Source organism: Bradyrhizobium sp. USDA 4474 (genome assembly GCF_054057515.1).
In genome coordinates, this window is the sequence record NZ_JBSRZJ010000002.1 from 4,973,219 (window position 1) to 4,988,050 (window position 14,832).

At 57.3% G+C, this 14,832-nt stretch carries 12 protein-coding genes; 9 read left to right on the plus strand and 3 right to left on the minus strand.

Annotation, left to right across the window (positions count from 1 at the left end):
• Positions 1-234 precede the first annotated feature (234 nt).
• The 3 genes from ACVW16_RS25120 to nodD1 form a co-directional block, all read right to left on the minus strand.
• Complete coding sequence (locus tag ACVW16_RS25120) at positions 235-948, minus strand: MerR family transcriptional regulator (RefSeq protein WP_456705176.1); 714 nt, start codon at positions 946-948, stop codon at positions 235-237.
• 874 nt (positions 949-1,822) lie between these two features.
• A complete protein-coding gene (locus tag ACVW16_RS25125; RefSeq protein ID WP_456701719.1) occupies positions 1,823-2,809 on the minus strand; it encodes a LysR family transcriptional regulator in 987 nt (328 codons plus the stop codon).
• A 548-nt stretch (positions 2,810-3,357) separates the two neighbouring features.
• Complete coding sequence (gene nodD1, locus ACVW16_RS25130; protein ID WP_456701720.1) at positions 3,358-4,302, minus strand: transcriptional regulator NodD1; 945 nt, start codon at positions 4,300-4,302, stop codon at positions 3,358-3,360.
• Between the two features lie 813 nt (positions 4,303-5,115).
• Here nodD1 and ACVW16_RS25135 point away from each other — a divergent pair.
• The 9 genes from ACVW16_RS25135 (at position 5,116) to ACVW16_RS25175 (ending at position 14,726) form a co-directional block, all read left to right on the plus strand.
• The gene (locus ACVW16_RS25135) at positions 5,116-5,748 is read left to right on the plus strand and encodes a NodA family N-acyltransferase (RefSeq protein WP_456701721.1); all 633 of its coding nucleotides are present in this window, start codon (positions 5,116-5,118) and stop codon (positions 5,746-5,748) included.
• Complete coding sequence (gene nodB, locus ACVW16_RS25140) at positions 5,745-6,404, plus strand: chitooligosaccharide deacetylase NodB (RefSeq protein ID WP_456701722.1); 660 nt, start codon at positions 5,745-5,747, stop codon at positions 6,402-6,404. Before ACVW16_RS25135 ends, nodB begins: the two co-directional genes overlap by 4 nt.
• Positions 6,405-6,418: 14 nt before the next feature.
• Positions 6,419-7,792 (plus strand): chitooligosaccharide synthase NodC, encoded by a 1,374-nt coding sequence (gene nodC, locus ACVW16_RS25145; RefSeq protein ID WP_456701723.1) that lies wholly within the window; start codon positions 6,419-6,421, stop codon positions 7,790-7,792.
• Positions 7,793-7,803: 11 nt separating this feature from the next.
• Positions 7,804-8,436, plus strand: coding sequence for a nodulation methyltransferase NodS (nodS, locus tag ACVW16_RS25150; RefSeq protein WP_456701724.1), 633 nt, complete (start codon positions 7,804-7,806; stop codon positions 8,434-8,436).
• A 13-nt stretch (positions 8,437-8,449) separates the two neighbouring features.
• Positions 8,450-10,159, plus strand: a complete 1,710-nt coding sequence (nodU, locus tag ACVW16_RS25155; RefSeq protein WP_456701725.1) for a nodulation protein NodU — start codon at positions 8,450-8,452, stop codon at positions 10,157-10,159.
• 1 nt (position 10,160) lies between these two features.
• Positions 10,161-11,081 (plus strand): nodulation factor ABC transporter ATP-binding protein NodI, encoded by a 921-nt coding sequence (gene nodI / locus ACVW16_RS25160; RefSeq protein WP_456701726.1) that lies wholly within the window; start codon positions 10,161-10,163, stop codon positions 11,079-11,081.
• Between the two features lie 3 nt (positions 11,082-11,084).
• Positions 11,085-11,873 (plus strand): ABC transporter permease, encoded by a 789-nt coding sequence (locus ACVW16_RS25165; RefSeq protein WP_456701727.1) that lies wholly within the window; start codon positions 11,085-11,087, stop codon positions 11,871-11,873.
• Between the two features lie 201 nt (positions 11,874-12,074).
• The gene (locus ACVW16_RS25170) at positions 12,075-13,187 is read left to right on the plus strand and encodes a nodulation protein NodZ (RefSeq protein WP_456701728.1); all 1,113 of its coding nucleotides are present in this window, start codon (positions 12,075-12,077) and stop codon (positions 13,185-13,187) included.
• A 759-nt stretch (positions 13,188-13,946) separates the two neighbouring features.
• The gene (locus ACVW16_RS25175) at positions 13,947-14,726 is read left to right on the plus strand and encodes an SDR family NAD(P)-dependent oxidoreductase (RefSeq protein ID WP_456705177.1); all 780 of its coding nucleotides are present in this window, start codon (positions 13,947-13,949) and stop codon (positions 14,724-14,726) included.
• The last annotated feature ends 106 nt before the right edge of the window (positions 14,727-14,832 follow it).

Below are 14,832 nucleotides of genomic sequence, written 5' to 3' on the forward strand. Positions count from 1 at the left end.
GACGAACCCCCATCGGCGATAAGGTTCTACAATCTGACGTTACGTGCGGATCAAGCCCGTTGAGAAGAGCAGTGGATGCTTCGGGGCGCGGATCGTTGGACAGAGTCCAACCTGTCTGTTTTATCCGCTAAATCCCATAGCCGCATCAAAGAACGCGGGCGTCAATCCCGCGTATTTAAACCTACACTAGGTGAATGATGGAAGCGTGCGCTGCTGCCAATGCTCGTGAATGCATCAGTACGGCTGATCTTCCAAGCCGCCTAGGGCGAGATCGAGATATTGCATCAGGCAGGGATCCCAGCCAGCCAGGCTGCGGGGCGCGCTTAATCGTGAGAGTACTTTCAGGATCATAGAGACACGTGAATCGGCGCCGGCGATTTCGCTGATCAGCAAGCGTGCAGCACCCGCGACAGCCTTTGCGCGCTCGCCGCAAGGATGTTCGCCTCCATCCATGCATGCGCGAAGGTCGTCACGGATTCGACGCCAGCGGTCCTCGCGCTCCGCAGCAAGATTGCAGGCGCATCGCGGCGGATCATCACGCGTCTCCGCCCGCGACATCGCATTGAGGGTCGCAGGCAGCTCATCCACACTTACCTTCGCGTCGCCGTCGATGGTCATGTTGCGCAAACGGTCGCGCAACAGAGTGGCTCGCGCAACTTGGAGCTCTATGCGCTCTAGATGCTTGCGCAGGAGGTCCGTAAGTGAGGTCGTGCCCTCCATAGCTTTACGGATCTCGACCAGCGAGAAACCAAGCTCACGCAGCGCACGGATTTGGTGAACCCGTTGCAGGCTTTCTCGGTCATACATCCGGTGACCACCGTCGGTTCGCTCCGTGGCTGCCAAGAGCCCAGTGTGCTCATAATGGTGCAGCGTGCGTACCGTTACTCCGGTCGCATCTGCAAGTTCGCCAATGCGCCATCGACGCCGTCTTGGTGCAGGTCTGTTCATGTTGTTCAATTTCAAAGCCTACAACCTGACGTCACGTGTGATTCAAGCGGCTTTGTAAGCTCCAGCTAAATCGTCTTCCATTCCAGACCGCGAGTGGTGACTATCCTTAAGATGGCAGCCGATCAACCTCGGGGGAAAGGGTAATGAACAAGTTCATCAGGCGCGCCAATTGAGCATCGCCAGCGGCCGTACGCTCCAAGATGAGTTTGGCGATAGCTGTGCGGTTGTCTTGACTACGCATCGATGGGGGAAGCGCGTTGACGGCGTGGTCGTAAACGCGTCCAAGGGCCGAGAGCTCTTCCGGATCGAAGACTCTGCTGCAAAGATTCAACGTTCAACTCCTCTTTTGTTTGCATCAAGCGCAGCGCGCGTCGTCAAGACGTTTGGCTGCGATAGGGCCAAAAGAAGACATAGGTGCGGCATTCAGTCGTGAATGTCGCGATGTCCTGCACCGTGATGCGACAGGGCCACACGGTGCCGGACACTTGCTTCGACAGCGGGGCGGCTCCCAGCCATATGCATGCTCGAGGGCCGCGGTGCTCACAACGCAATTTAGCAGGCTCAGAAGAAGCTGGTCGGATCCGTTCATCGGAAGCAGTTGCTGACCTGGACAGTTGACGACGTGAGATCGGTGCATGTCCTACTTCTTTTGGCAGGTGCGTCCCGCGGCCGGGTGTGTAACGCTCAGCGTGGATGCATTGCTCAGCTGCATCTTCAAACTACGGCGACACTGTGCAGGTTGGAGGAGCTAACGCGACCGTACGAAAGGCGAAAGATTGCCTCAAGGGTCGTCCGCTGCGAGGGTCTCTATTGGTGGGCAATGAGAGCTAACCATGGGAGAAGTCTGTGTGGTCTCAGCTGGCGCGGAACGTCTTCACGACGCCGGCGAGACAGATCGTACATGCCCCGCGGCGCGCGATTCTTGGCAAGTGCTAACAGGGGGCTCTTGTGCTGTTGCCATGCGGGTGGCCTCCTGCAGGAAGATTTCCCGCAGCCACAGGCTTTCCGGGTCACTGTTGTGAAGCGCGGGCCATTGGACCGCCTCAGTGAAGGCCGGGAGTTGATGCGCAAGCTCGACGATCTTAAGTGGCATCGTGCTTTGGAAGTGCCGAGCGAGGCCCAGTGGCATCGTGCCGATGCGGTTCGTCCCAAGCAAGAGCGGCGGCATCAGGCTGAAGCTCTGCACGAGAATGTCGATGCGCCGGGAGGAGCCGGGATCGATGAAGAAGGATTGCTCAACTGCGGTCGGGGGCACGCCTTCGTTCTTAACTGCAACGTGGCCCATGGACATATAGCGATCGGATGTAAGCCGGCATTGCAATTCCTTATTCGCCCCGCAGCCTACGCAGACGAGTCTCTCATCGAATAGCGCTGCTCTGGGGTGCGCGCTCGACAACAACAAGTCCGGCAGTATGACAAAATCGAGCTCACCCCGGCGGAGTAGCTCCTCGTGCTGATCGGTCGGCGCCACCAGTTCGAAGCTGACGGCCGGGGCCTCTCGCGTGACGCGCTCCACGACATTTCGGAAGAATACAATTGTTATAGAATCAGAAAGGGCAATCCTGAATCTGCGGTTCAGTCGGGCTGGGTCGAACGCGTCTCGCGCAATGATTGAAAGTTCAATGTGCATTAGAGCGTCCCGCACCGGAGCGCCCAGCCGTTCCGCGCGGGAGGTCAAGACAAGCTCGCGGCCCCTCATTCCAAACAAATCATCATCGAAGTACGAGCGTAACCGCGCCACGGCTGCGCTCATAGCCGGTTGGCTGAGATGGAGTTTTCGAGCCGCCGAGGTTAGGTTGCGCTCCGTTATTAGAGCATCCAGCGCGACGAGAAGATTTAGATCTAGACCTTTGAAACGCATCTCTTCCTCTCCGGGACAAACGTCTTTGCGGCACAAAAGCGCGGGCTGGCAGCTGCGTCTTGAGCAATCGTCTCGGCTCGCGCGAATGGACGTCGGCGCATCCGGTATCGCGAAAGAAGCTCGCGAAGTGATCGCTAGAATAGAGAGCAGCCGGTCAGCAGCGGCGGGAGAGGATCAGGAGCCTCCAAGCTGATTGATCTCACCGGCTCCGGCTAACCACGCAGCGGAGCTCGCTGACGCAAGGTCAACCCGGCCGCCGATGGCGCGGTGAGCTCGCCAAACCGCCCCGTCGACAGCTGCGCCTTGCAGCGCCACTCAGGATCGTGATCCTACAATCTGACGCAATGTGCGATTCAAGCTATTTTATTAGCCAAGAAAAACATCTGCACTGGAGAGATGTTCTTTGTTCTTCCCGCGACAGTGCAGCCGAAATGCAGCTCAGGTGCATCAAAACCATTTCTGGAGTTCATCGCTTTGCACCTGGGAGCGCCCTCGCGACCAACCGCCGCAGTCGTTCTTGGATGTTCAGAGTGCGGCGGACGATAATTCTAACACCGCCTGCGAGTTGGAGGTTTCTGCTCCCCAGATGACATGTTGGATGCCTCATCGAGCAATATCCGTCGCATCCAGATGCTCGCAGGATCGGTATTGTGGAACGAGGGCCACTGCAGGGCCTCTGTGAAGGTGGGTAGAGGGAGAGGCGGTTCGATGATCCGCAGTGGCATCCGCTTTTCAAAGTATCTGGCCAGGCGGAAGGGCATCGTGCCGATACGGCTCGTGCCTAATAATATAGGCGGAATCAGGCTAAAGCCTTGCACGACGACCTCTATTCGTCGTCTGACACCGTGCTCAAGCAAAAACCATTCTTCAAGGTTCGGTCTTAGTGCCCGCCCGAACTTGGCAGTCACGTGTCCCATCGAGATGTATGTTTCAAACGTAAGCTGCCGGGATAGCTGCTTGTTCGCGCGGCATCCCACGCATACGAGGGTCTCGTCGAACAGCGTCGCCTTAGGATGCGCGCTCGACATGAACAGTTCCGGCAGGATCAGAAAGTCAACCTCGCCCCGCCGGAGCAGCTCATCCGGTTCATCGGAAAATGGCAGCAGTTCGAAGCGCACGGCGGGAGCTTCTTGTGCCATGCGGTCGACGATTCTGCGGAAAAACACGATAGTCATGAAATCCGAGAGAATGACCCTGAAGCGCCGACTGGACTGAGTCGGGTCGAACGCGTCTCGCGAAATGATGGAGAGTTGGATGTGCAGCAGGGCCTCGCGAACCGGGCCTGCAAGCGACTCCGCACCAGGTGTCGGGACGAGTTCTCGACCTTTCATAGTGAATAGTTCATCGCGGAAATAGGTGCGCAGCCGTGCGACAGCAGCGCTCATAGCGGGTTGGCTCAGGTTAATTTTGCGAGCCGCCGCTGTGAGATTGCGCTCCGTCATCACGGCGTCGAGCGCAACGAGAAGATTTAGATCGAGTCCCTTGAACCGCATGTCGTAAGTCTATCCATCGTGTGGATGTGTTGTATCGAAACAATCGATTTTACCAAACTGCGGGAGATTGGATAGCAAACTGAAGTTTGGAAAAATAATTAGGCCCACCGCGATGCTCCTTGATCGTTCACGTGCGCTCGCTGAAAGTCTTCCGGATGGGAGAGCGAATGGCGTCATCCGTTTTGAGGATGCCTATAGGTGCGCGGCGTTGCTTCTTTTCGGTGCTAGGCCCGCTCGATCGGGCTCGAAGCAAGTCCCGATAAACCTTGGTATGCGGATTTCAACCGTTCCCATATTTGATGTTTACTCGCGTACAATTGAGAGCGCTTCAGCCTCGTTCTACTGTCGAGAAATAGCGGCAGAGCAGTTTGCGAATGCCAAGCTTTGCAGGCCCGTTTCAAACCGCCTGCTTGTCCAGCGTATTCGGGGCGTCTTGAAGATGTTTAAGAAACAGTTTGGTCCGATGCCGCTCAGATGCGCCATCGATGAGGGCCCGCGCCTAAATGGCTTGCCGCAAGACCACAATATGCCGGATTGCGCCGCGAGGGGAGGGAGAAGAGCTCTCTGGCGCAAACAGGATCTGGCTTGTCCAATCGCCTCGAAGGCATCTTCCGACATATCGCGCGCATGGCACATCCGCCGGATCAAATGTGCGGACAAAGCCATGGCTCCGCTGCATGCAACGCGAGGCGTGCGAGCGCAGAACCGCGGTGCCGAACTCAGACACAGCATGGCGGCGCGTTCCAGTATTCATCGTGGTTCAGCGGGTAACGAGGCCTTGTGACCATCTCAACTGTTACAAGGAAGCTTGCCATGAACATTGCGGTATCTCCGACTGCGGAGGGTGCCTCTGCGCGCGCTCAGGTACAGTGGCGGCGTCGGTGGGAAAGCGAACTGGGGCTTACCGAGCACGCCGAGCTCGCTGAGTTCTTCCGCAAGAGTTACGGCCCGACAGGTGCGTTCAATGCGCAGCCGTTTCAGGGGAGCCGAAGTTGGGCCGGCGCAAGACCCGAGGTTCGTGTAGTTGGTTACGACGCGCGCGGGATAGCAGCACACGTCGGGCTACTACGACGCTTCATCAAAGTTGGCGGAGCCGATCTCCTTGTGGCCGAACTGGGATTGTATGCGGTCCGTCCGGATCTCGAGGGGCTCGGAATAAGCCACGCAATGCGCGTGATGTATCCAATACTGCACGAGCTGGGCGTTCCGTTTGGCTTTGGCACGGTTCGACCGGCGCTCGAGAAACATATGACGCGACTGGTCCAAAGGCAGGGGTTCGCCACTCTTATGAATGGCATCCGCGTGCTCTCCACGCTGCCTGACGTCTATCCCAATTTGTCGCCGACCCGCATGGAAGACGTGATCGTGGTGGTGTTTCCAGTTGGTCGCTCGATCACTGAGTGGCCGGCCGGGACGGTGATTGATCGGAACGGGCCTGAGTTGTGACAGAGCGTTCCTCCCCATCTGTTGTCCGCTGCGACTACGCTGACGCGAGCGGAAATCCGGCTGTCTACTTGACCTTTGACGACGGGCCGAACCCATTTTGTACGCCTTCGGTGCTCGACGTGCTGGCGCAACATCGGGTCCCGGCGACGTTCTTCGTCATCGGCACGTATGCGATCGAGCATCCTGAGCTGGTCCGACGAGTGGTTGCGGAAGGGCACGAGATTGGCAACCATACGATGACGCATCCTGATCTATCCAGATGCGGCCCTACGGAGCTTCACGATGAAGTGCTGAGCGCGAGCGAGGCGATCCGTCTGGTGTGCCCGCACGCCTCGCCCCGGCTTATGCGAGCACCTTACGGAATATGGACGCAGGAGGTGCTCGCAAAGACAGCAAGCGCCGGCCTCACAGCTCTGCACTGGTCGGTCGATCCGAGAGATTGGTCCCGCCCTGGGGTCGAGACAATCGTGAATTCAGTCCTAGCGAACGTTCGCCCGGGTGCAATTGTGCTCCTGCATGACGGATATCCTCCCACTGACGAGCGTCTGGGCGCGGATACCACGCTGCGCGATCAGACCACGATGGCGCTGGCTTTTCTAATTCCGGCACTACAACGGCGCGGGTTTGCAATCCGTCCACTCCCTCAACTCCACTGAAAAAACGACACCCAATGGACCTGCTTGCGACGACCAGTGCTGCCGCCGTTTCATCATATGCGCTACTCTCGACTGTCTATAAGAGTCTACAAGCGCTTTATGCCCAACCGGCGATGAGCTCATCGCAACGAGACAACTTGAGACAAGCCGAGGTGTTCCTTCCTACTGTTGACGTCATCGTGCCGTGCTTCAACGAGGATCCAGACACCCTCGCCGAATGTCTGGACTCGATCGCCTGTCAAGACTACGCCGGAAAGATGCAGGTCTATGTGGTCGATGACGGGTCTGCAAACCGCGACGCTGTCGGGCCCGTGCACCAGATGTATGCCAACGATCCGAGATTCAGTATCATTTTGCTGCCAAACAACGTAGGAAAGCGCAAGGCGCAGATAGCTGCAATACGTAGCTCATCCGGTGATCTGGTTCTCAACGTCGACTCCGATACGATCCTTGCTGCTGACGTCGTCACAAAGCTCGTATTGAAGATGCATGATCCGGACATTGGTGCGGCCATGGGTCAGCTGATCGCCAGCAATCGCAACCAGACCTGGCTGACCAAGCTGATCGATATGGAATATTGGCTCGCGTGCAACGAAGAGCGTGCGGCGCAGGCGCGCTTCGGTGCCGTCATGTGCTGCTGCGGCCCATGTGCCATGTATCGGCGATCCGCACTCAACTTGCTACTTGACCAATACGAAGCGCAATTCTTTCGTGGGAAGCCGAGCGACTTCGGCGAGGACCGCCATCTAACGATACTCATGCTGAAGGCGGGGTTTCGCACCGAATACACCCCGGACGCAATAGCAGCTACGGTCGTCCCCCACAGTCTTCGGCCGTATCTACGACAGCAACTGCGCTGGGCGCGCAGTACCTTTCGGGACACGTTTCTTGCGCTGCGCTTGCTGCCAGAGCTCGATGGCTATTTGACGCTAGACGTTGTCGGGCAAAATATCGGCCCAATCCTCCTCGCCATTTCATCACTTGCGGCGCTCGCACAGCTTCTGATCGGCGGCTCGATACCCTGGTGGACGGGATTGACGATTGCAGCGATGACCATGGTCCGGTGCAGCGTCGCAGCGCTGCGTGCGCGCGAATTGCGGTTTATCGCATTCTCTCTTCACACACCCATCAACATCTTTCTCTTACTTCCCTTGAAGGCCTATGCGCTTTGTACATTGAGCAATAGCGATTGGCTATCGCGGAAAGTAAGCAATGTGCCGGTGGATGACGAAACGCAGCGTGTCCTTCACCCGAACGTCGGAAGAGGTGCGGCCAATGCGGGGGGGAGCCCCGCGCCCCTCCATAAGGCGGGTTTGCCGCATCGTCCATCGAGCGTGGTGGCGACGGAGAGTGTTTCCTGTCGCGATCATTCGACGGCCTTCAAATAGGTGCCCGGCTCATGACTCTGGACGCATACCATCACTTGTTAGAGCGAGAGTTTGCCGCCGACGACCCATGGAGCCTCGACAGTAGTTCGTTCGAACAAGCGCGATACGCAGAAATGCTCCGGATGTTGCGTTGCAATGGAGCAGGTGCTTCGTCTGCTCTCGAAGTAGGATGTGCGGCCGGCGCATTCACAGAGATGCTGGCACCGTTATGCGTGCGGCTTACCGTGTTGGATGTCATGCCGCAGGCGATTGAAAGAGCCCGACTGCGGACCAGTAAGTGGTCACATATAACTTGGGTGACCTGCGGCATTCAGCGGTTCTCGACCAATGAGCAGTTTGATCTAATCGTGGTAGCCGAGGTTCTTTATTATCTCAAGGACGTGGCCGAGATGCAGGCGGCGATTCGCAACATGGTGAGAATGCTTGCGCCAGGTGGCACTCTGATTTTCGGGTCTGCACGTGATGAAATATGTCAACGTTGGGGGCATGCTGCTGGTGCGGAAACAGTGATTGCTCTCTTCAACGAGAGCCTATCAGAGCTCGACCGTCTAAACTGCCATAGCGGGTCGGCCAACGAAGACTGCTTGATTGTCCGGTTTCGGAAGCCGGACGGCTCGTCAGAACAATCACACGTCGGTCATTAGGCCAGGAGAGCGTATGCGCATTTGCGGAATCAAGTTGACACATGATGGGGCAATTGCCGTCATCGAGAATGGTCGCCTTCTTTTTTGCATGGAGCAAGAGAAGCGCGGCAACAGTCCACGCTATCAGTCCGTCGACAATCTCGACGCAGTTCTGCACGCGTTGGCGGAGCATGGCCTGGACCCGTGCGATATTGATCAGTTCGTCATTGACGGCTGGGACGGCGAGAAAGAATCGCAGTTCCAAGTCCTAAGCGGAGCGGTGCCGGTCGCGCTGAAAGGGGCGCCATATGTCGAGCGTCATGCTGAGGGCCTTCTCGATTCTGTCGACGGCTTTGGCCTCATGCTCGGAGGCAAAGAGTTTCCATATAAAAGCTACCCGCATGTCACGGGCCATGTCGCGTCAGCATATAGCACCAGTCTCTTTGCAGTCGCGGGAAAGCCTGCGTTCTGTCTGGTTTGGGATGGCTGTATCTTTCCACGTCTTTACTATGTCGAACCTGGCGGGGCGCGGCTCATCGCAGCGTTGTTTCCGATGATTGGACACGCCTATGCTGCCGCGGGCCTTCACTTCGGGCCATACCGGCAGCCGAACCGCTCCAGTTGGGATCTAGGTATTGCCGGCAAGCTGATGGCCTACATCGCGCTTGGCTCGGTCGACGAGAGCATCGTGGACGTGTTTCAGGAGCTTTATGAAACATGCTTGGCTGGCAACACGGAGCAGGCTCGCCGCTACCGTGAAGACATCAACAATGCGGAATCGTCTCTTGCTGCTATGCACGAGTTCTTCGAGGCAAGCGCATTGCGCCTGACGGCTAAGCGAGCGGAGGATGTCCTTGCCTCGTTTCATGTTTTTCTGGAGCGTCTTCTTGTTAGGGAAATGTCGCTGGTTTTGCTCAGATATTCGTCACTCCCCGGAGCGCGAAATCTATGTATCGCCGGAGGTTGCGGTCTCAATATCAAATGGAACAGCGCGCTTCGCGCGAGCGGATTGTTCGATGATGTCTGGGTGCCGCCATTTCCGAATGACAGCGGCTCGGCAATCGGCGCGGCGTGCGGCGCTATGGCAGCGCAAGATGGCTTCGGGCCGTTGGAATGGTCTGTTTACAGTGGTCCGGCGCTGCGGGAGAGCGAGATTCCACCGGACTGGGAAGCGGCGCCCTGCAGCTTGCGTGAACTTGCGTCGATTCTTGCAGACAATAAGCCCGTCATCTTTCTTACCGGGTGTGCCGAGCTTGGACCGCGGGCCCTGGGTGGTAGAAGCATTGTAGCAGCTCCGACGTGCCCGGAAATGAAGGATCATCTCAACGACATAAAACTTCGCGAGCACTTCCGACCGGTGGCGCCGATCTGTCTGGAAGATCGCGCGGCGGAGATCTTTAACCCGGGTACGCCAGATCCTTACATGCTGTTTGATCACCAGACCCGGGCAAATTGGCGCGACAGGATCCCCGCCGTGGTCCATCTTGACGGTTCGGCGCGGCTGCAGACGATCTCGCGCAACTCACCTCATAAAGTTGCCGCGCTTCTCGTCGAGTTTGAGCAGCTCACGGGCATTCCGCTGCTCTGCAACACGAGCGCCAACCTCCACGGACGGGGCTTCTTTCCGGACGCTGCAGCGGCCTGCAAATGGGGGCGTGTCGAGCATGTTTGGTGCGAGGGCATGCTCTGGAGCAAAACGGTCGTCAAGAAGCCATCGTGCACGGAACGGCTTCTGCCAGCCTAAGATGAACATGTCCACTGTGGCAATCGACCTTGCCGGCCTGAAAAAGTCATTTGGCGACAAGCTCATCGTCAATGACCTGTCATTCTCGGTCGCGCGCGGAGAGTGCTTCGGACTGCTTGGGCCAAATGGAGCTGGCAAGAGTACGATCGTACGAATGCTCCTCGGCATGATTTCGCCCGACGTTGGCACGATTACGCTCCTCGATGAGCCTGTGCCTTCGCGCGCTCGTGCGGCGCGTGTGCGGGTCGGCGTAGTGCCGCAGTTCGATAACCTTGAATCGGAATTCACAGTCCGAGAGAATTTGCTGGTGTTTGGCCGCTATTTCGGCATGAGCACTCGCAAGATCGCGGCGGTCGTGCCCTCTCTGCTCGAGTTCGCGCGCCTTGAAACCAAAGCAGACGTGCGCGTCTCCGAGTTGTCTGGCGGCATGAAGCGGCGGCTGACGCTGGCGCGTGCTCTGATTAATGATCCGCATCTACTCGTCATGGACGAGCCGACAACTGGTCTGGACCCCCATGCGCGCCACCTGATCTGGGAGCGCCTACGTGTCCTGCTTGCGCGCGGCAAGACCATCCTCCTGACCACCCACTTCATGGAAGAAGCCGAACGGCTATGCGATCGACTATGCGTGCTTGAGAGTGGCTGCAAAATAGCCGAAGGCAAACCACACGCTTTGATCGACGAGCATATTGGCTGCAACGTGATCGAGATTTATGGCGGTGACGTACATCAACTTCGAGAGCTGATCAGGCCTTATGCGAAACACATCGAAGTCAGCGGCGAGACACTTTTTTGTTACGTGCGCTATCCGGAGCAAGTCCGTGCGCATCTGAGCGGGCGGTCGGACCTTCGCGTTCTGCAGCGCCCCCCGAATCTGGAAGACGTGTTTTTGCGGTTGACCGGGCGCGAGATGGAGAAATAAGCAATGGATGATGCTTATGCGTCGGTAATGCCGGCTAACGCGTACAACTGGATCGCGGTATGGCGTCGAAATTTTTTGGCATGGAGGAAAGTAGCGCTTGCATCGCTGCTCGGCAATCTCGCTGACCCAATAACCAATCTGCTTGGTCTCGGCTTTGGTCTCGGCCTCATCGTGGGACGAGTTGAGGGGACTTCGTACATTGCGTTTTTGGCGGCGGGTATGGTCGCAATCAGCGCGATGACATCCGCAACCTTTGAAACCCTATATGCGGCCTTTGCTCGCATGGATGCCAAGCGTACCTGGGAGGCAATCCTGTTCACGCAGCTCACGCTTGGCGATATCGTTTTAGGAGAGTTGGTGTGGGCGGCAACTAAGTCCGTACTAGCGGGGACAGCAATCGGGATTGTCGCTGCCACGCTTGGCTATGCATCCTGGTCGTCGATTCTCTTTACGATACCAACAATTGCCCTTACGGGCCTCGTCTTCGGCAGCCTTGCAATGGTCGTCATATCTCTTGCCCCAACTTACGACTACTTCGTATTTTACCACTCGCTCCTCCTCACGCCCATGGTGTTTCTGTGTGGCGCGGTCTTTCCGACGAGCCAGCTGCCCGATTCATTTCGTAACTTCGCCGGCGTCTTGCCGCTCTCACATTCGATCGGCCTCATTCGCCCAATGATGCTGGAGCACAGCGTTGGCGACGTTCTGCTGCATGTCAGCGCGCTTTGCTTGTATGCGGTATTGCCCTTCCTCGTATCGACACTATTGTTTCGGCGGCGCCTGCTGCGATGATGTGGGAGCATCGAAATTGATGCCGCGTCACGGTGGGTTCTCCAACAACCCGCGAGACGATGAACATGGCCATGCCCATGCGTACAGGTAGCCGCCAAAGCCATCGAATGCGCAGGTGAGCCAGGTATTCCGACGAAATGGCCGTCGGTGAAGAGAACACGCAAATGTTTAGAGACGCAGTACATCAGGGACAGCGCCGCTATGAAGTTCTACCAACGCAGCTCGCCGGTATCGCGATCACAGGAGCTGACCTTGGGAGAGAAGATGGTCGACCTGTCTGTATCGATATCTGCTGTCCAACCAAGAGGGCAGGAAAAGGCAATCAAGATGGCTAGTGGTTCGATCAATGATCGGTTCGTAGTGTCCCGACGACGCACTGGGCTCGGTGACTGTCTGTGGTCACTGGCGGCGGCCTGGCGGTTTGCAAAGCAGACAAGACGTACCCTGGTAATCGATTGGCGGGGGTCTTGTTATCTTGACGAACCATTCGCCAATGCCTTTCCAGTCTTCTTCGAACCGGTTGAAGACATCGCCGGCGTGCGCGTCATTTGCGACGACGACCTCAATCGACGTTCGTTTCCGGGGCCATTCTTTCCGGCATGGTGGAATAAGCCATCTATCGATTGCGTCTATCGCCCGGACGAGCAGATCTTTCGAGAACGTGACGAACTCGATCAACTGTTCCAAAGCAAGAGAGATAGTGACGCTACCACGGTGGTGTGTGACGCCTGTCTCATGTGGCGTTGCGATCAGGAGGCGGAGCGAGAGATCTTTCGCAGTATCAAGCCGCGACCTGAAATCCGGGCCCGGATTGATGCGATCTACCGCGAGCACTTCGAGCCATACAGCGTAATCGGTATTCATGTCCGTCATGGCAATGGCGAGGATATTATGGGGCATGCTCCTTACTGGGCAGACACGGAGCGCGCGCTGCGGCAGGTTTGCATTGCCATCGATAAGGCCAAGGCTTTACCGCACGCAAAACCTGTGAGAGCGTTCCTGTGTACGGATAGCGCGATCGTCCTTGAGCAGATTTCAAAGGCATTTCCGGATGTTTTTGCGATCCCAAAACAGTTCCAGGCACCCCAGGCCGGCCCATTGCACAACGCCGCACTCGGAGCCGAGGGTGGCTTTTCTGCCCTGACTGAGATGTATCTCCTGGCGCGCTGCGACACAGTGATCAGGTTTCCCCCAACGAGCGCCTTCACGCGCTATGCCCGTCTCTTTGCTCCGCGCGTTATAGAATTCGATTTGAACGATCGGAGCGAGTTGATCCTGATTGAAGACAACGCGCAAGAGCTCGCGGCGCCATGAAGGGCATAACCCGCCTCATAGACCTGATCGCTGCTCTTTGTATCCAGAAGTACTGGCAGTTCTTGTACGTACGGAAATCGTCTGGCCAACGTGATGCTGTTGCCGCGAAATGGGCGCACAGAGCAAAACGGACGGGGGGCCAGACGCCGTTCACTGAGACGTAACATCGCAATAGCGGTCCCAGCTTGTTGCGCAGCGCAAAATAGACGGAACAGTTTGCTTCGCTTCGAGCGGAAAATCCATACGTTGCTCATGGCGGATCAACACATAGGACGCCATTTCGGGGGAACGAGCGCGTATAGGATAACACAGTTGGCTCAGAGCAGGGCCCGACAATTCAAAATTGATCGCCGATAATCTAACGTGCGAGGCTGGTGCGTCAGCTTTGGAGGTGTTCCGAAAGACCCTGCCCCGATATCCGGTGCGATCTTGAGGTCGGCGAGAGGCATCGGCCCGCCGCTTTCGATTGCGCGATCACGAAGGCAAACGCGGCTCGCTGCCTTGTCATGAAGCAGCGAGCGGCCCCGCAAGCTTACGTGCCGGATTGGACATTGCTGTCACAAAGCGTACCCGCCGCTGTCTTGCATCTGCCAAGTATTCCATGCGCGCGACATTAGGACGCAAAACAGGGGGGATTTACGTGCACCGCAATGGCGCAAATCCTGCTACCCGTTCGCTGGCGTAACAGTAGAGGGCGCGCTTGTGAGTCTCGATCTGCCAAATGAAAATCTGATCAGAGACCTGCCGTCCGGAACACAACTGGGTTGCCCCGTTCGGGCCGACAAAGCGCATCCTGATGGCAGACAACAGAAGACGATGTTGCTCACCGGCTCGTCGCGCGGAATTGGGCATGCCACCGCCAAGCTCTTCTCGGACGCGGGCTGGCGCATCATTTCTTGCGCGCGTCAACCTTTTGATGGTGAGCGATGCCCCTGGGAGGCGGGGAACGACGATCATCTTCAGATCGACCTTAGCGATCATCGAATGCTTCCGCGCGCGATCACCGAGATCAGGGGACGCTTGGCCGGTGCGCCTTTGCACGCGTTGGTGAATAACGCCGGTGTCTCGCCGAAAACGCCAACTGGCGATCGGATGACCTCATTGAGTACGTCAACCGAAACATGGATGAGGGTATTTCATCTTAATCTGGTGGCTCCGATCCTGCTGGCGCAGGGTTTGTTTGACGAGCTAAGAGCCGCGTCAGGATCAATCGTGAATGTGACTTCAATCGCAGGCTCGCGCGTGCACCCGTTCGCCGGAAGTGCCTATGCGACGTCGAAAGCGGCGCTTGCGAGCCTCACGCGCGAGCTGGCTCATGATTACGCGCCGTATGGTATCCGCGTGAATGCGATCGCTCCCGGCGAAATCAAGACCAACATGCTGTCCCCAGACACGGAAGCTCGTCTCGTGCCAAGTATCCCGCTGCGCAGAGTGGGGACGCCCGATGAAGTTGCAAAGGTCATCTTCTTTCTGTGCTCGGATGCGGCGAGTTATGTCACGGGGGCCGAGGTGCCGATAAATGGCGGGCAGCACCTGTGAAGCGGCCACCTTGGTGATGTGGCTGAATTAAGCTGCGGCGCGCTCATGTTCTCCGCACCCACAAATCCGCAAAAAGTGAAACGAAGGCGCACCGGAAGTTTACCGT